This is a genomic window from Candidatus Nitronauta litoralis, assembly GCA_015698285.1.
Classification (GTDB): domain Bacteria; phylum Nitrospinota; class Nitrospinia; order Nitrospinales; family Nitrospinaceae; genus Nitronauta; species Nitronauta litoralis.
The window spans coordinates 2076341-2093020 of record CP048685.1 but is presented as its reverse complement, the minus strand read 5'-3'; the positions used below and the strand labels follow the sequence as shown (position 1 = coordinate 2093020).

The following is a 16680-nucleotide window of genomic DNA, read 5'->3' as shown; positions in this document are numbered from 1 at the left end:
GGGAGGCGCATGCGGCAAACAGGAAAGCCAAGGCGGAGTGTCAGAGATATTGAACAACGTGTATGAGTTTTGAAGACATCCATCCGGAAAAAACGAACCGCTCCTGCCCCCCGCCACAGCTTGTGGTTCAGGATTCATCTATATCTCGGTCTGTTTGTCGGCTTAATGTTTGCTTTCAGCGGTCTGACGGGAAGTGCCCTGGTCTTTTACAAGGGCATCGATGAACTTCTGAACCCCGCCTTGCTGACCGTTGAGCCCGGTGGAGAATACGCCCGGCTCACTGAAATCACAGCGGCGGCACAAAAGGCGGTGCCTGTTTCGGCAAAACCAGCCAGGCTGTATTTTCCTCCGCATTTGCGAGCGCCCTTTAAAATCCGGTTTACTCTTCCCAAAGAAGATCAAACGGTTTTGCTGGATGTGATGGTCAACCCTTTTACGGCCGAAGTGTTAGGGCAACGGCGGTGGGGCGGCTACCTGATGAGTTGTCTATATAAGATGCATTTCACCCTGCTGTCAGGTAAGCGTGGGGAAACCATCGTAGGTGTGATAGGCCTGCTTTTAATCTGTTCGGTTGTGTCCGGGGTTGTTCTGTGGTGGCGGCAACCTGGAAAATTCCTGCAGGCATTTACATTCAGGCATCGTTCCAGCCCTGTCCGACAAATTTACGACCTGCACAAAACGGTCGGCGCCTATGCCTGCATCGTACTTGTGGTGGCGGCCTTCTCCGGGATATCCATGATTTTCCCCCAATACATGAAATCCGCCCTCAGCATGATTCTTCCCGTTGAGCAATTGCCTCCATCCGGTATATCCAAAATAGAGACAGGCGGAGGTCAAAAAATCAATATCCACGAGGTCGCTTCTATTGCCCGCGATTTTTTTCCCCGGGCGAAACTACAGCGTATTTATTTCCCATCCTCTACCGAAGCCGCTTTCCGCATCATCATGCGCCAGCCCGGCGAGATACGCCAAACCAGCGGCAGCACCCAGCTTTGGATATCAGCTTACAATGGTGAAATTCGGAAAACTCAGGAGCCACAGACCATGAGCAGCAGAGACACTTTGCTGTCCTGGATGTTCCCCATCCACAATGGAGAAGCGCTCGGAATGCCCGGTCGTGTCCTGATGTTCCTGGCTGGATTTGCCCCGATCCATCTTTATGTCACCGGACTCATAGTCTGGCAGCGTAAACGCAAAGCGCGCCTGCGTGCCGACTTCCCAGGAGACCCTGATACACGATATCGAAAAAGATCCCCAACAACCTGAAATTATCTGAACGGTGCATGAGGCAGGATATCGTTTTGAAAGTTTTGAGGGATAAAGTTGTGCAGAGGGGTTAACGAAGGCGACAACTTTAAATTTTCAGATAAATTAAGGCTTGACCCTCTTCACACTTTGTCATCGTGCAAAAACATCAAGCTCCCACTCCGCTATCGGTTTATTACCTGCTAACTCTGATGCCCTACTTACCAGCTCTTTGTAATCTTCAATTGAATTCTACTTTGTCCATGGAGGTAGTCTACTCATTTGCATTTTTGAAATAATAATTCTATCAAAAGGGCAGTGAGGTGGAGTTGAAACCAACTCCAAACGCCACTGATACTTTAGATAAAGATTTAGGAGCTTTTGAACAACTCCTATTTTTATTTCACTATCACGTAGTATCTGCGGATATTTGTTATCAATCCATTGTTTTATGTTAACGATAGTTTCTGATGTTCCTGGCCTATGACCATTCTCATAATTTTGTTATGGACTAACTTAAAGGGTCACCCTTTAAAAAGAGGTCAGATTTTTTTGACTACAAATGGACTATTGAGAGTTGCCAATCAACCCTCCTCATCTTCTTCCTCTTCCTCAGCTAAATCGAGGGTCATTTCGTAAAGCATATCCAATCGGCCAAGCATGCGGGTGCGGTCTTCCGGGACGGCATCATTAAACCACTCCTCATAACCCATGGCGACAAGCTCCTTTGTCGGCGGCTCTTCGCTTTCCACCAGCGGGGCGATCAGTTCCCATTCCTTGCGGGCCTGTTTTGAAATTTCTCTGTATGGAGCATTTTTGTCGACCAGTTTTTTGGAAAGGGCCGAATCCGGTATACCCTCTGCGAACTCTACAAGAATGGGGTTGGGCGCTTCACTCATTAACGTTCACTCCTCGAAAAAAGTATTAGAACAATTCAACTTGAGACCTCAAAAACGCGAGTCCTATTTATAATCTTAAATTCAAAAGCAAAGGCGAGATTCTTCGCGGAGTTTATCCTGAGCCAAGTCGAAGGGCTCAGAATGACAGTGCTTTGAGTTAATGTGTCACATTCAAGAACGCGAGTAGCGGTTCTTGAACAGGAGTGCTTGTCCTTTTCCTGTCGAAGTGTGACCTCCTTATTGTTTTCATTCAAAATGCACTTATCCAAAGATATCCTTTCAAGGGGAGGAGAAAAGGAGCCATCTACTCTCCTTTAAAATTGTTTCAGGGCACCTCAATGGGGCCTTTCTTAAACGAGGCCCTTACTTACCCAAAAATCGAATTCAAAGATAAGATTTTTCCACTCGCAAGAACATAGAGTCCGTCATCGCGAGCGACTAAAAGGAGCGTGGCGATCCAGAGGTTTTCACCAGTTTACTCCGGGCGTTTGCCCGGCTGGATTGCTTCGTCACTCTGATTCCTCGCAATGACGAAGAACCAACTCCGACCCGATTCTCTCATAAAAAATAGAGTGCTGGAACCTGATCCTGTCATCCTATAGTCCCCAAATACGTTACAATGTGCAGGCTCTCTTTCTTAAACCCCTGCTCGTTGTGCCATGGCTCTGGATCATTTAATACAAAACGCCAACCAGTTACTGGAAAAGGGTGATTATTTCGGTGTTTACGACTGCATCCAGAAACCACTGGAGAAAGGGGAGTTCAACTCCGACCTGGTCTATCTCGGTCTCCTGGCACTGGCCCGAAGCGGGGCCACCCGGCAGGCTCTGGAACTGTACGAAACCTTCCACGAACGCCTGCCAGAGGAAACCCGGTTTTTATCGCTGCTGGCCCGTCTTTATAAAGACCTGTGCAACAACTCGCGAAATCCGGAAAATCAAAAGGTTCTGGGTGAACGCAGCCGCGAACTTTACATGGAAGCGTACAACAAGAATCCGTCCTATTACCCCCTCATCAACGCGGCGACTCTATCGCTTCTGGTAGGGGATGAAGTGGCTTCAAAAAAACAGGCGGAAACGGTTCTCGAACTTTGTGCGAAAGATCCCGATGGCTCCGGAATAAACGGGTTTTACCTCAGGGCCACGCAAGCCGAGGCGGCCTTGCTTCTGGGCCGAACGGATGAAGCCGTTGGTCGGCTTCAGGAAGCGCGGGAAATATGTCCTTGGGATCTGGGGAACCTCAGCACCACCTATCAACAATTAAACCGTATCTGCAAAAAGCGCGGAATAACGCTGGACACGCTGGAAGCGATCCGGCCGCCGACTGTCATCACCTACACCGGCCAGATGGTGCACGGGATTGGGAAATCACCGGGCATGGACCCGACGGATGAAGACGCAATCCGGACTCATATCACCGCGCTGCTTGATCAGCACCGGGTGCGCGTTGCCTATGGCTCTCTCGCCTGCGGAGCGGATATTCTGGTGGCCGAAGCGGTGCTGGAATCGCAGGGTGAGTTGAATATCATTCTGCCGTTTGGTCGGGAAGAGTTCAAACGGATCTCGGTTGCACCCGGTGGGGAATCCTGGGTGAAACGTTACGAAGCCATTTTATGCCGGGCCAGTTCGGTCACGCAGATTGTGGAAGAAGCCATCACCGGTCACGATTTGTTATTTGAAGCCTGCTCGCGGCAAGGTATGGGACTGGCCCATCTGAGAAGCCAGACGCTCGGTTCGCGCGCTTACCAGATCGCGGTGTGGAACCAGTTGAATGTGGACAATCCGGCCGGCACTTCAGGAGCCATGCGCCGCTGGAACGATCTGGGTCTGGAAAATCTCATCGTCCCGGTGCCGCCGCCACGCAGTGAAGGTGTGAAACCCACCATCAAGATCGAACCGGCGCCACCTGGACTGCAACGCCAGATGAAGGCCATGATTTTTGCCGACGTGAAAGGCTTCAGTGCGATGAACGAGCGCCAGATTGCCATCTTCATGGCGCGCTGGTTCAACGCTCTGGAAACGATCAAGACCAAACACACAGAACATATTCAATACATCAACACCTGGGGAGACGCGGCTTATCTGGTGATCGACGAGGTTCCGACTGCAGCCAATCTTGCGCTTGAACTGGCGGGGATGTTCAACGACTGGGACTATTTTGAACTGGGCCTTCCAACCAACCTCGGTCTGCGCGTCGCGGCGCATGTCGGCCCCATTTTCCAGACGGATAATCCCGTGCTGGGCAAACCCGATTTCTTTGGCAAACACGTCAACCAGACGGCAAGGCTGGAACCGTGCACACCACCGGGATCTGTTTATGTAACCGAACCCTTCGCTGCTCTCATCTCACTTGAAGGCGAAGGCGGATACCGTTGCGAATATGTTGGGAACCATCCACTACCAAAAGGTTTTGGTCGCATCCGTATGTATCATCTTAAGGAACTATAGAATGATTTTTCGTTTCCTTATCTTTATAGCCGTGTGTCTCTTGATGCCTCTGGGGGTGACGGCTCCCGTTGTTGCCGACGAACATGGTTCCGTCACCTTTCTCGGGGTGGCGCTGGATCCGGAAACGCAGGAAGCCGACCAGAAGTTGCGTGAATTCATCCGCGGACAACAGTCACTTCACTTCGAGACACGCGATCAGGAATACGGCGCGGCGATTCACACCCTGGTGGATTGGGATGAAAATGAACAGGGCCCCATGATCGCCCGCGTTACACCCTACGTTTATGTTGTTGCAGAAATGCTGGGGGCTGAGCTGGATATCCTGGCCACCTACCACAGTAAGAAAACAGGAAAGTTCATTTATCACTCCTATCTGGTCACGAGGAAAACAACTTTCTCAGAAAACGACCTCGACGGATTTGTGAAAACACTGCGGGAAAGCCCTGTCCCGAGCCAGTTTATCTATCACAACAAATTCAGCACCTCGAGTTACTTCCTCCCGTCTCTCTATTTTGCCCGTCACGATATTTTTTCAGTGCCGGGCAGCTCGGCCAATGATCGGAAGTTCATCACAATCAACGCCAGGCGCCCCGAGGATGCCAGCGGCAGTTCGAGTCTGGTGCGAAAAGTCAAAGAAGGCCAGGCGGATTTTGCCGCTGTGTGGGACGGCACCAAGGTAAAATTCGATCAGGATCCGGACCTCAACTTTTTGAAATTGCCACAGGGGCTGCCCAACGATTTGCTCGTGGTCACAAGAAATTCCCCGGACGAATTGAAGGACGGCTTGCGGGAAACGATCAACAAACTGGGTCCACAGGAAATCAACATCGGGGATTTTCAAACCTGGGTGGATTTTAACAAAACACCCGAGGCAAGGCGTGCCCTGGCTTCTCTGAGGTGGCTGGCCAAGGTTCCGCCCAATCCCGTACCGGTAAAGATTCGAAAACCTCATGCCGATGGCGAAACCATCGAACCACGTTATCTGGAAGCAGCCAGACAGGCAGTGCGTTTGTCCGGCACAGAATTTATTTTATACGACGAGGATTTCCACAAACAGTTCGACGTGCTCTGGACTCTGCACCAGACCCACGATGACTCACTCATCATCACATCGGAGTTTATCGATTCGGAACTGCCTCAGCAGAAATTTCATATCAGCTTCAAACGCAATGATCTCGAAAGCCTGGTCACGCGCATCGGTTCGGAGATTACCAACCGCATGCACCGGATACGTTACATATGGCCGTTTGATGACGCGGCGGCCCGGGTTTTACGCGATGTGGATTTTAATATTCCCGAGGGTACCCGGATGAAGGGCATGAAAATCACCTGGAGCGACCAGAGCAGCAATGCCTACACGAGTGACAAACCTTTCGATATCTCCGTTGCCGAATCTGGATTCCATTCTTTCCGACTGGAAGGGGATGGTTTTCCCAAAGGTGCAGATAATCATTACAGTTTTGATCCGATGGGCAACAGTGCCTACCGTGTTTTTCTGGTACGACCCAACCCCGGAGGTCGCGTCCTCAAAGTGGCGACCCTGGGCATGATCGGCCTGTTTTCCCTGGCAGCGTTGTTCAGTCTCAAAGCCGCATTTTTTTCCAGGAAGAAAGACGCGTAAATGGAAAAATCACTCACAACCCGCATTGGCCTCACCGGAATTCTGATCGCGCTGTTCCTTTTTAATTTCGCCGAGACCAAAATGGAAGAGATGCTGAAGGGTCCGGGAACTTTTGAAAAAGGGTATCGGATAGCCCAGGCGTTTGATCAACTGGAAGGCAAGATAAGATTCCAGAATCAGGCACCACCTTCCATGAAAGCCATTGGCGGGTTTTCCCTGTCCTATTTTGTGGTGTTTCCTGTGCTTCTGCTGGGAACGGCCGCTGCTCTGGTGCGTCGCAAACAGGTAGGGCCGTTTCGCGTGTTCACCCTGGCGCTCACTGGAAACTACCTGCTCAGTCTGCCGTTCTTTCTCTTCTTTCCCGTTCCGGAACGCTGGGCTTATCCAGCGGCGAGTGCCACACTATGGTCGGATTTGCTATCGACCCATTTGATTGAAATGATCCGCCCGATCAGTGGCCTCGACAATTGTTTCCCGAGTGTACACGTTTCATTTTCCATCATCACGCTAATCACCGCCTACCGTTTTCGCTTGAGATTCCGACATAGCATTGCCTGTCTCGCTCTCACCGTTGTGCTGTCCACTTTTGCACTTGGGATTCACTGGCTGCCGGACCTCGCCATGGGTAGTGTGATGGCGGTGCTGGCTTTCGGATTGGCAACGGTTGTGGACCGCCGTTACCCCGAGCCCCAGGAAGAAGAGTTGCCGGAGGTTGATGCAAAACCAACGTCATCTGTTCCACTGGATAAATCGAAAGGCAACCGGGTGTTTATCAGTTACCGAAGGGAGCGTGGATCTGAACTGGCGCGGGTGGTGCACTCGGAACTGGAACGACGTGGGGTGCCGTGTTTTCTGGATGTGGACGACCTGGGAGCCGAACATTTTGATCAGCGCCTGTTACAGGAAATTGAATCGACTACCAATTTTGTGGTCATACTTTCTCCGGGTGCGCTGGATCGATGCCAGATGCCCGGAGACTGGTTGCGCAAGGAGATCGGGCACGCCATCAGGATGAAGCGGAACATTGTGCCTTTGATGGTGGAAGGATTCGAATTTCCTCCTTCGAAGGAATTGCCGGAGGAGTTGCGCGAGTTGGTGCGTCACAATGGTGTGCCGTATTCACACGAATACTTCAGCGCGACCTTTGAGAAACTGTATTCGTTTTTGGAGATTGATTGAAAAACCGACCACCTTCAGTGCCAATGATATATTCTGGATCGCCGCGCTCCCTCTGGTCGCTCGCGATGACAGGAACGCAATCTGGTTGGGAATCCTAGGACAAACTATTTTTTCGTCATTGCGAGGAACTAAAGTGACGAAGCAATCCAGAACAATGAAACAACCTGCCATTTATATAATGACAAACAAACGAAATGGTACTTTATATACGGGCGTGACAGGAGACCTAATAAAGCGCATTTTTGAACATATAAACAGGGTATAGTACCTGGTTTTACAAAAAGATACGGTTGCAAGTTATTTGTTTATTTTGAAACATTCGACACTATGGAAAATGCTATATCACGCGAGAAACGGATTAAATCAGGATCAAGGAGAAAAAAACTGGAGCTGATTGAAGAGATGAATCCTCAGTGGGCTGATTTATACGATCAAATCCTTTAAATTGCTTCTCAAGCAAAAGTGAGCGAGGTATAAATATTTTCATTTTATAAATTCTGGATCGCCACGCTCCCTGTGGTCGCTCGCGATGACGGGCTTCACTTATCCACATTAAGCACTCAGAGTGACACAGCCAACCTCAATAAAGCACTCATTAAAGGTCATCTACCTATTAACAGGCATCCAGTATTCGCACACCTATTAGAGAGGGGCATCGCCCGTCCGGTGAGGACTATTCGTTGGGACGTTCGGAGGGGGTTTCCTGGAGGATCTCGTCGATCTGATTGAAATGCGCCTGAAGATCCTTAAAAAGCAAATCCCTGTTCTTTTCATTTTTTTCCAATAGCATCTGAAATACTTCGAGGGGGGTCGGCTCCTTTTCAAACCCGACCATTTTTTTCCATTCGAAAAACCGCTGTTCCCATTTATCATGTACACTCATCGTCTGTATCACCGGATGAAAAAGTTATCGATTCACGCAACTAAAATTAGCCGCCGCCCTATTTTATATCAAGCTTATCCAATTTAAACCCATTGATTTTTTTCCGGGACCATATTTTTAATCCTTTTCTTCCGGCCCGAACAGGCTTTTATACTCACGAATGCAGAATCGGTCGGTCATCCCCGAGATGTAATCGCAAATACGGCGCTCTATAGAGTCCCCCTCCCCCTTTGGAGAAGCATCTTCCGGCACAAGGTCCGGAAACCTTTTGTAAGCTTCAAAAATTTTATTGAGATGCAGTTCCGCCTTGAATTCCATTCGACGGACCTTGGGGTGTTGATACATCTTTTTATTCAGGAATTGCTTCAGCTCTGCATTTTTTTCCCCTACCTCCTTACCAAAGCCCGCCAGCCGGATAGAACTGGTCCGCACGGCCTGAACTGAATCTATGGAGTGTTTCTTAATATTTTTCAGTGTCGCTTTCCGGAAATCAGTGATGAGGTCGTTGATGATGCTCCGAACAATCTGGTACTTTTTCATTTTCAGATCCAGGTTGGCGAATTCCTTGTCCAGGCGTTTTTCATTTTCCCGCCAGAGGGCTACCGATCGGAGTTGTACCGGATCAAGCAAACCGGAAGTGATGCCGTCGTCGAGGTCATGGGCGTTATAGGCTATGCCATCAGCAAAGTCCGCCACCTGTGCCTCAAGTGAGGGAAAGCGGTTCTGTTTTGGTTTGATCAGTGGATTATCCTCATCCCTTGAATGTTTGCTGATTCCTTCCAAAACCTCCCAGGTCAGATTGAGGCCTTCAAATTGCGGATAACGTTTTTCCAGAAGTTTGACGATCCGCAGGCTTTGCCGATTGTGTTCGAAACCACCGTGATCTTTCATCAACCGGTTGAGGACTTTTTGCCCTGTGTGACCAAAAGGAGGATGCCCCAGATCATGCGACAAGGCAATCGCTTCCGCCAGGTCTTCATTTAGCTGGAGAGATTTACAGATAGAACGGGCGATTTGCGCGACTTCAAGCGAGTGGGTCAGGCGGGTGCGGTAATAATCTCCCTCATGATACACAAACACCTGGGTTTTATATTCCAGCCGGCGAAAAGCGGAACAATGAATCACCCGGTCGCGGTCGCGCTGGAAGCGGGTCCTGTAGGAATGTTCTTTTTCCCGGTTCTGGCGTCCCCGGCTTTCTCCGCTTTTAACGGCAAACGGTGCCAGGATCTCCTTTTCCAGTTTTTCTATATCCTGTCTTTTTATCACCTGATATCCCGACCTTTTTCACAGCAATAGAATTAAAATCAAATCATATCATAGGCTTGCACATTCCTGTGTGCAGGTGCCCCGGGCTCAGGCAATAAGAATCTTCTTACCAATAGAAGCCTTTAAAATTTTTCAGGGAAAAATGAGGGGGGGGAAGCAGATTAGTCCAGGGAAGGTCCCATCATCAGAATAAATTGTTTTAAAAGTTCGGGGTCAAATTGAGGACGATATTCCGTGGTCATTTTGGTAAGAGCCTGGATTGGTAATAACGCTTTTTTGCTTTCCCGTGGGGAGGTGAAATCATTGTACATATCCATAATTTTACAAATGCGGGCATTGTAGGGGATATCGTTTCCAGATGCACCTTTCGGGTACCCTCCTCCTTCAAATTCTTCGTGATGGTTTTCAACAATTTCCAACACCACACTGTCAGAAAAATCCAATTCTTTTAAAATTTCTTTTCCCTTATTGATATGTTGTTTAACAATTTCCTCTTCTTCTTTATTTAAAGCCGTTTTTTTTTGCAGAATTTCAACTGGGACCGTAGACATTCCAATGTCGCAGAACAACCCGCCCATTCCCAGGGAATGAACTTCTTCGGGTTTTATTTTGTTATAAACCCCGAAACTGAGGCAATATAAACCCACGTTAACGCAATGGGTATAAAGGGAAAAATCTTTAGCAAGTGTTTTATTTAAGATGGAATAGTTAGATTCTGTCAAACATTGTTGCATTTTCTCCATGATGGGATCGATCAGTTTCAATACCTTTGAAGAAACATTGAACTCAAAAAACCCCTTCATAATATCCAGGCAAAGGCCATGGAGTTTTTTGGCTAAAGCTTCGGGATTGCCTTCTTCAGCTTTCTCCCACTCCTTTATCCTTTCAGAAGCCTGAGAAAAGTATTCCTGCATTTCATCCTTATGTATATAGAGAGAGTTGTCCAACTCCCCTTCATTCAACATTTTTCGGACCTTCTCTTGATGGGCAGGATCCGGACCCGCAAACTTCACAAATAAATCATAAGGCTGACTATTTTCTTTTAAATAAAGCGTGAACTGCTGGTCTGAATTTTTATTGAGGAATTCCTTATTGATTGGCCAATAAGATAAAGTAGAAGCAGGATTAGGCGACATGGGCACTCTTTGGTGATTATCGATCAATTTAAACAGTCGATAATATCCACAAAGTTTGACTATTTCGATATTTTTAATATTATAAATCCATTTTTGGATATTTGTTAATGGCAAATCAGTTTCAAAGATCGCAGGATTGCCGAGCCTGCAGGCAAAAACCTGTTATTTATTGACAGGTTTTCCATCTACCTGAAACAGTCAAACCCAGATTATTAAATTTGAAATAAACCATTTTTGATGATTGACCTGATTAAAATATTGGGAGGAAATTCAGGGTTTTTTTTGTTTTTTATGGGGTTTTAGGGTAAAATCCATGGAACTGAAAATCATTCTCATGAAGTGTAGATTTGGGGGAATAGAACTCTACTCATTACGGTTTCTAATAAGAGTTTGTGCCCAACCCTTTTCTTACGTTTTTGTTAGTTTGCCGCTTTTCATCAACCTGTGACAAAAGGAAACCAGGATGGAATCGATCAATTCCGCATTTGATTTAATTGGCCGGGGTGGCCTGTTGATGGCCCCGATTGTGATCTGTTCCCTGATCGCGTTAACCATCATTTTCGAGCGGCTTTACTTCTTTTTTAAAACGTACGAGAACCCGGAAGCCATTTTTGACTCTATAGAAAAAATGCTGGCCAAAGGCAAGAACCTGTCTTCAAAAGACATCCCTGTAAAAGAGGACGGTCCTATTGCGCGTCTTTTAAAAGTAGGCCTTGAAGAAAAAAATGCCCCGCAGTGGAAACTCGAAGAAAAGCTTTCCGTTACCGGGCAGGAAGAGATCAATAGTTTTTCAAAAAATATCAGATGGCTGGAAGTAATCGCCACCATCTCCCCACTACTCGGTTTATTGGGTACGGTTACCGGTATGGTGCGTGCCTTCAACAAGGTTGCAGAATACAAAGGACAGGTCGACCCCAGCCTGCTCGCTGGCGGCATCTGGGAAGCCCTGCTGACGACCGCTGCCGGACTCGCCGTTGCCATTCCAGTAGTCATCATGCTGCACTACTTTGAAAAAAAGATCGAAACCATCTCGTTCCATATGGAAAAGTTCGCCAAGTTTCTGGTCCATCAAATTCATGGTGAACAGGAAACCCGGGGTAACGGAACCGGTTCACACGGTTCCCAACACGTTCAACCCGTTCAAAAAGCGCGTACAGTCGCATAACCTTTTTTCCGGTCACCTGAGTCATGGTTCAGATTCAATCCGAGCGGAAAAAAAGTTTCCGTATGGACATGGCCCCGTTAATCGACGTGGTCTTCCTTCTCCTCATATTCTTCATGCTCACGTTCTCCGTTCTCGGTCAGGCGATGGATGTCAACCTTCCCGATGGTGAAGCCCAACCGGAAGCCAACCTGCAGGAAGACATCAACATCATGATCGACCGGGATGGACTGATTCGGATAAACGGCGAGCCTATAAAAATCACCGACCTCAGGCAGGAGTTGAAAACACGGTTGGATGCGCGCAAGGACAAGCTCGTCAGCCTGGAAACGTTTGATTCAACCAAATTCGAGATGTTCACATCGGTGTTGGATATTTCTCGCCAGGCTGGCGCAAAAGACTTCAACATCATTCGCTGACAACGCTCATGATCAATTTCACCAAGAAAAAACGGGAATCATTCAGGCTGGATATCACGCCGCTGATCAATATCGTGTTCCTCCTGTTGATCTTTTTCATGTTGACCTCCTCCGCTGTCAATCAGGGTCTGGATGTTGAATTGCCTGATGCGGCCACGGCGGAGAAAATCAATTCACAGGAAATCGCACTCAGTATTGGGGAAAACGGCGACCTGCTTTTGGAAAATGAAAAAGTCTCTATGGAAGAGTTGTCTGGAAAAATCAAATCATTGCTGGATGAAAATGGACGAGATGCCCTGATCATCCAGGGCGACCAGAATATCGAATTTGGGCTGTTTGGTGAGGTTCTGGACCGGGCTCGTGAAGGGGGAGTGGTAAAATTCCTGATCGCTACCGATCAATTGGAATCCGAAGGGGAGGCTACCTAAACCATGCTTTCCCAGAAAGTCCTGTCCAAGTCATTCATAGTTTCTGCTATCGGCTCAACCGCACTCCATCTGGTATTTGCCATGACGGCGGGAGCCTATTTCCTGACACGTGAGCCGCCCCCGGTAAAAAATCAGGTAAAAGTCCAGATTATCGAAAAAGAAAAGCCCGAGCGTAAAGAGAAAAAGGAACGAAAAATAAAACCCGTGGTGGAGGTGGCACCGGCTATACAACCGGTTGAAATCACCCAGCCGAAACAGCCGCAACAGGTAACCCAGGTCGCTTCCGTCCAGACCAAGGTTGACGTTCAGCCGGTTATGATGGAATCGGTACCTACTGCGACCGCGTTGCCAAAAAATGCGAAAGTCACATCGCATGTCAGCTCCCGGGCCATGACGGCTGCAACCTCGACTCCGCGCCCCATGCGAACCACAGCCGTAGCCACTATGGCCTCATCCAGCAATACCGTAAGACGAAAAACATCCAATGTCTTTGCTTACAAGATTTCTGATGTGGCACCGGTCAAGAAACCGACTACCATCGCCAAGCCGATCCTGACCTCAAAACGTACCGGGGTCAAACGTGGACGGGCGGTGGCAAAAGTAGGCATTCCGGCCCCTATAGCAGTCGCTTCGGTCAATACAACACAGTCAGGAACCAAAGGCGCCGCTATTAAACGTTCGAGCGCAACGCGGGTAGCCAACTCTTTTGGATCGCCACGGTCCGTTGCAGCACCTGTCGTTACCGGTTCCAGCGGATCCACTGGTGTGGGACTTAAAAAATCCACCGCACGCCCGGTCCAGGTCGCAGGCCTTGCACCAATGGCTCAAACCCCGGTCGAGGTGATCGAAGAAGTCATAGGAGAGGTCACCGATCCGGAAGCCAAAGCGGGTTACGAAAGGAAAATTTCCCGGAGACTGCAATACGTCGCCCAGAAACATTTCAAGCGGTCAAGAGCCAGAAAGACGGGTAAAAAGGGCAAAGTGGTTATCTCCTTCACGCTGATGCGGGATGGAAGCGTAAAAAAGGTCTATGTAAAAACCCCGAATGAATTCGCGAGTATCAATCAAGTCGCCCTGGAAGCACTGAAAAAGGCCGCTCCGTTCTCGGAATTTCCGGAAGGGATCGTCGGGAACGAATTTGATGTGACGGTTCCATTTAATTTCTACATACGATAATCTAGAAGGAAATAAACCATCTCAATTTTCAGGATAACGCCATGAAACAATTCCAACCTTTTCTTCTCACAGCTCTGGCCACCTTCCTGGTAGCCACGGGGTCTGCCAACGCCACAGTCAACGAGTCTGATTCAAATTTCGATGGTAAACCCGATCAATGGGAACACGTGGACTCTAACGGCCAGACCACCAAAATCGAACACGATGGCAATTTTGACGGGGCAGTTGATCAGATTGAATACTACGGCCCGGGCAAAACGCTCCAGCGCGTTGAGTTTGACAGTAATAACGACAAAAAAATGGACAACTTCCAGTATTACGGGCCTGGTAAAAAGGTCGTTCGCATCGAACGTGATTCAAAAAACAAGGGCAAGATCGACTGGAAAGAATTCTTCAACGACGCAGAAAAACTTTCGCGTGTTGAAATTGACACCGACCTAAATGGCTCGTTTGATTTGATCCAGCATTACAACGCATCGGAAAAACTGGAACGGGTTGAAAGCGACACAAAAGGCACCGGCAAAACCGATGTGTGGAGCTGGTTCGACTCCTCAGAGAAACGAACCAAAACAGCATTCGATACCAACGCCGATGGCAAACCTGACCAGTGGCAAATCTTCAACAGCAGTGAGCAGGTCGACAAAGTTGAATTCGATACCAACTACGATGGCAAGGTAGATCGCTGGGATACCTACAGCGGCGGCAAAGTGACAAAAGTGCAACTCGACCGCAACTTCGACGGCAAAATCGATATGACCCAGAACAAGTAAATCATCGTCTAATGTAGACATAATTAGTGGTGAACATAATATTCCCCTTGGAAATAAAACCTTTGTATAACTATTGTCTTAAAAGGGGCAGGAAAGATGTCGCACATCTACAGGTTTGTTGTGCCGCATTAAATTAAAGGATTGTCATCCTGAATTTTACGCAGTGAAGTAAGGAACCTCGCCCTGGACTTTAGTTTTTGGGTTTTGCAAAATTCTCCTTGAATATGGAGGCGTAAAATAAAGGACTCCTCCATTTCCCCCGACTTTCCTCCCTCCCCCCCTCCGAACGTGTTTTGATTTCAAAATGAGCTTAAGAAAACCTGCGAACAGAAAATGTATGAACCAAAAAGAAATGATGCTTCTGGCCCAGAAGACTCAAGAGATTTACGAGCGAAACGGACCGCGCTTTGACATGGAGCGTCCAAAAGTACTTTATGAAAAAGAATGGCTCAGCCGTTTTCAAGAGCTGCTACCCCCCAGGGCAAAAATTCTTGACGCAGGGTGTGGCGCTGGAGAACCAATCGCCCAGTATTTTATTTGTCGAGGGTTCGATCTAACTGGAATCGATTTTTCTCAAAGTATATTGGACATTGCCAAATCACGTTTTCCTGACCATCAATGGCTTCAGATGGATATGCGAAAATTAAACCTCGAGAAAAAATTTGAGGGAATCATCGCGTGGCACAGTTTTTTTCATTTAATACCCGAGGATCAACGGGAAACTCTTAAATGCTTTAGCAATCATTTAACCCCCGGGGGTGTCTTGCTGCTTACGATTGGTCACGAAGAAGGAGAAGTTATCGGCAATGTCGGTGACGACAAGGTCTACCATGCGAGTCTTTCGATTGAAGAATACACTTCGATTCTAAATAGTTTAAATATTGAAACGATACATTTTGTCCCTGAAGATCCTCATTGCGGAGGTACCAGCGTCCTCCTGGCTCAAAAAAAAGAACTATAAACTAAACTTTTCCCTCCATAATTGAACGGTTGCTTTTTCTGTTTTTACCAACCCCATAGCAACTCACTAAGGCTTCAACAAAATCACACCAACCAGGAGGGCCAGCGTCACCACCCAGATCACGAGTGACACTTCCACTGATTGGCGCGCTTTAAGTTTTTCATCCTTTGTTCTTGGACTGATCCCACGCATCAGAAAGGTTACCTTTGCAGACAGGTTCACAGCCACCACGTTCACTGCAAGCAAAAGAGCCGCGCTACTTGCCAGTTCATAATGCCCACCGCCCAGCATCATGCCTACAGTAGCAGTTGGTGGCAATAGGGCAACAGCAACCATCACTCCCACCAATACGCTTGGCAGTCCGGTAGTGAGAGACAACACAGCGGCGCCGCCCGAGGCCAGTGCCAACACAATGGAATCCAGTTTGACGACTGTCCGCGACATCAACTCTTCGCTGGTCAGATCAACAGGAAGGACCCAACCTATCAATACCGACAACAACAAAGCCAGCCCCAGTCCCGCCAGTGAGGTTCTTAAAGACTTCAACATCAAGGGGACATCACCCAATGTCGCGGCCAGGGCAAGTGCAATATTGGGTCCCAGTAAAGGTGCAATCACCATAGCTCCGATAACCACTGCAACGTTGTCTTCGACCAGGCCAATGGCGGCAACGATGGTGGATAACAAGACCAGAATCAGATAGGTTCCTGTAAGTTCGGCATTTTTTTCAATCCCACTGTACAGTTCCTCGCGCGTACCCGTTGAGCGAATTTTATTGTCGGGGTCCGTTGGAATTTTTTTAGGTGAAGGCAGCACCGCCTCCACAGGAGTCACCAGAATCAGGGTTCTGGGGCTACTCTGCAGATGATCCTGCAATTCATCAATAAAGGCCTGTCGAATTGCCGAATCTACGAGCAGACGATACGTACAACGGTCATCCTGTTCGTCTTCCCATAAAATTTCTGCGCCGTGCTTTTCCACCACTTCACGGGTGATATCCTGATAACTTCTATCCACTATCACTTCGACAATTTTCATCATATTATTTTAACGGGATCTCTATTTGTTTGGATATTGTTTGTTCAGGC

The 16680-nt window shown here is 48.1% G+C and carries 15 protein-coding genes and 1 pseudogene; 11 read left to right on the top strand and 5 right to left on the bottom strand.

The genetic code is table 11. From position 1 onward, the window contains the following. Positions 1-69 precede the first annotated feature (69 nt). Entirely contained in the window at positions 70-1266 is a 1197-nt protein-coding gene (locus G3M70_09615) for a PepSY domain-containing protein (GenBank protein QPJ62111.1), read from the top strand. A 563-nt stretch (positions 1267-1829) separates the two neighbouring features. Here G3M70_09615 and G3M70_09610 read toward each other — a convergent pair. After that, complete coding sequence (locus tag G3M70_09610; GenBank protein QPJ62110.1) at positions 1830-2144, bottom strand: hypothetical protein; 315 nt, start codon at positions 2142-2144, stop codon at positions 1830-1832. 659 nt (positions 2145-2803) lie between these two features. Here G3M70_09610 and G3M70_09605 point away from each other — a divergent pair. The 4 genes and pseudogenes from G3M70_09605 to G3M70_09590 all read left to right on the top strand — a co-directional run bounded on the left by G3M70_09605 (position 2804) and on the right by G3M70_09590 (position 7835). Then, positions 2804-4591 (top strand): adenylate/guanylate cyclase domain-containing protein, encoded by a 1788-nt coding sequence (locus G3M70_09605; protein ID QPJ62109.1) that lies wholly within the window; start codon positions 2804-2806, stop codon positions 4589-4591. Position 4592: 1 nt separating this feature from the next. Further along, a complete protein-coding gene (locus tag G3M70_09600; protein ID QPJ62108.1) occupies positions 4593-6212 on the top strand; it encodes a PhnD/SsuA/transferrin family substrate-binding protein in 1620 nt (539 codons plus the stop codon). Further along, a complete protein-coding gene (locus G3M70_09595) occupies positions 6213-7391 on the top strand; it encodes a TIR domain-containing protein (protein QPJ62107.1) in 1179 nt (392 codons plus the stop codon). Between the two features lie 154 nt (positions 7392-7545). Continuing rightward, positions 7546-7835, top strand: a pseudogene (locus tag G3M70_09590) (GIY-YIG nuclease family protein). Positions 7836-8064: 229 nt separating this feature from the next. Here G3M70_09590 and G3M70_09585 read toward each other — a convergent pair. The 3 genes from G3M70_09585 to G3M70_09575 form a co-directional block, all read right to left on the bottom strand. Next, positions 8065-8274, bottom strand: a complete 210-nt coding sequence (locus G3M70_09585) for a hypothetical protein (protein QPJ62106.1) — start codon at positions 8272-8274, stop codon at positions 8065-8067. A gap of 117 nt (positions 8275-8391) precedes the next feature. Further along, positions 8392-9540 carry a deoxyguanosinetriphosphate triphosphohydrolase gene (locus tag G3M70_09580; GenBank protein ID QPJ62105.1) on the bottom strand — a complete coding sequence of 383 codons (1149 nt, stop codon included), beginning with the start codon at positions 9538-9540 and terminating at the stop codon, positions 8392-8394. 161 nt (positions 9541-9701) lie between these two features. After that, complete coding sequence (locus G3M70_09575) at positions 9702-10676, bottom strand: HD domain-containing protein (GenBank protein QPJ62104.1); 975 nt, start codon at positions 10674-10676, stop codon at positions 9702-9704. A 463-nt stretch (positions 10677-11139) separates the two neighbouring features. Here G3M70_09575 and G3M70_09570 point away from each other — a divergent pair, with 463 nt between their 5' ends. The 6 genes from G3M70_09570 (at position 11140) to G3M70_09545 (ending at position 15592) form a co-directional block, all read left to right on the top strand. Next, positions 11140-11841, top strand: a complete 702-nt coding sequence (locus G3M70_09570) for a MotA/TolQ/ExbB proton channel family protein (GenBank protein QPJ62103.1) — start codon at positions 11140-11142, stop codon at positions 11839-11841. Between the two features lie 23 nt (positions 11842-11864). Then, positions 11865-12257 carry a biopolymer transporter ExbD gene (locus G3M70_09565; protein ID QPJ62102.1) on the top strand — a complete coding sequence of 131 codons (393 nt, stop codon included), beginning with the start codon at positions 11865-11867 and terminating at the stop codon, positions 12255-12257. Between the two features lie 8 nt (positions 12258-12265). Continuing rightward, positions 12266-12685 carry a biopolymer transporter ExbD gene (locus G3M70_09560; protein ID QPJ62101.1) on the top strand — a complete coding sequence of 140 codons (420 nt, stop codon included), beginning with the start codon at positions 12266-12268 and terminating at the stop codon, positions 12683-12685. 3 nt (positions 12686-12688) lie between these two features. After that, positions 12689-13861, top strand: a complete 1173-nt coding sequence (locus G3M70_09555; GenBank protein ID QPJ62100.1) for a TonB family protein — start codon at positions 12689-12691, stop codon at positions 13859-13861. Positions 13862-13902: 41 nt separating this feature from the next. Beyond that, positions 13903-14631: a hypothetical protein gene (locus G3M70_09550; protein ID QPJ62099.1), complete on the top strand. Its 729-nt coding sequence runs from the start codon at positions 13903-13905 to the stop codon at positions 14629-14631. 337 nt (positions 14632-14968) lie between these two features. Beyond that, positions 14969-15592, top strand: a complete 624-nt coding sequence (locus tag G3M70_09545) for a class I SAM-dependent methyltransferase (protein ID QPJ62098.1) — start codon at positions 14969-14971, stop codon at positions 15590-15592. A 66-nt stretch (positions 15593-15658) separates the two neighbouring features. Here the strand turns inward: G3M70_09545 and G3M70_09540 are convergent, their stop codons facing one another. Next, positions 15659-16630: a TIGR00341 family protein gene (locus G3M70_09540; GenBank protein QPJ63777.1), complete on the bottom strand. Its 972-nt coding sequence runs from the start codon at positions 16628-16630 to the stop codon at positions 15659-15661. Positions 16631-16680 lie beyond the last annotated feature (50 nt).

What these genes read in the sequence shown, in the direction of transcription:
- G3M70_09600 (QPJ62108.1), top strand. Translation starts at nt 4,593, where the DNA reads ATGATTTTTCGTTTCCTTATCTTTATAGCCGTGTGTCTCTTGATGCCT.
- G3M70_09575 (QPJ62104.1), bottom strand. Translation starts at nt 10,676, where the DNA reads ATGTCGCCTAATCCTGCTTCTACTTTATCTTATTGGCCAATCAATAAG.
- G3M70_09605 (QPJ62109.1), top strand. Translation starts at nt 2,804, where the DNA reads ATGGCTCTGGATCATTTAATACAAAACGCCAACCAGTTACTGGAAAAG.
- G3M70_09595 (QPJ62107.1), top strand. Translation starts at nt 6,213, where the DNA reads ATGGAAAAATCACTCACAACCCGCATTGGCCTCACCGGAATTCTGATC.
- G3M70_09540 (QPJ63777.1), bottom strand. Translation starts at nt 16,630, where the DNA reads ATGAAAATTGTCGAAGTGATAGTGGATAGAAGTTATCAGGATATCACC.
- G3M70_09565 (QPJ62102.1), top strand. Translation starts at nt 11,865, where the DNA reads ATGGTTCAGATTCAATCCGAGCGGAAAAAAAGTTTCCGTATGGACATG.
- G3M70_09610 (QPJ62110.1), bottom strand. Translation starts at nt 2,144, where the DNA reads ATGAGTGAAGCGCCCAACCCCATTCTTGTAGAGTTCGCAGAGGGTATA.
- G3M70_09560 (QPJ62101.1), top strand. Translation starts at nt 12,266, where the DNA reads ATGATCAATTTCACCAAGAAAAAACGGGAATCATTCAGGCTGGATATC.
- G3M70_09555 (QPJ62100.1), top strand. Translation starts at nt 12,689, where the DNA reads ATGCTTTCCCAGAAAGTCCTGTCCAAGTCATTCATAGTTTCTGCTATC.
- G3M70_09550 (QPJ62099.1), top strand. Translation starts at nt 13,903, where the DNA reads ATGAAACAATTCCAACCTTTTCTTCTCACAGCTCTGGCCACCTTCCTG.
- G3M70_09570 (QPJ62103.1), top strand. Translation starts at nt 11,140, where the DNA reads ATGGAATCGATCAATTCCGCATTTGATTTAATTGGCCGGGGTGGCCTG.
- G3M70_09585 (QPJ62106.1), bottom strand. Translation starts at nt 8,274, where the DNA reads ATGAGTGTACATGATAAATGGGAACAGCGGTTTTTCGAATGGAAAAAA.
- G3M70_09545 (QPJ62098.1), top strand. Translation starts at nt 14,969, where the DNA reads ATGAACCAAAAAGAAATGATGCTTCTGGCCCAGAAGACTCAAGAGATT.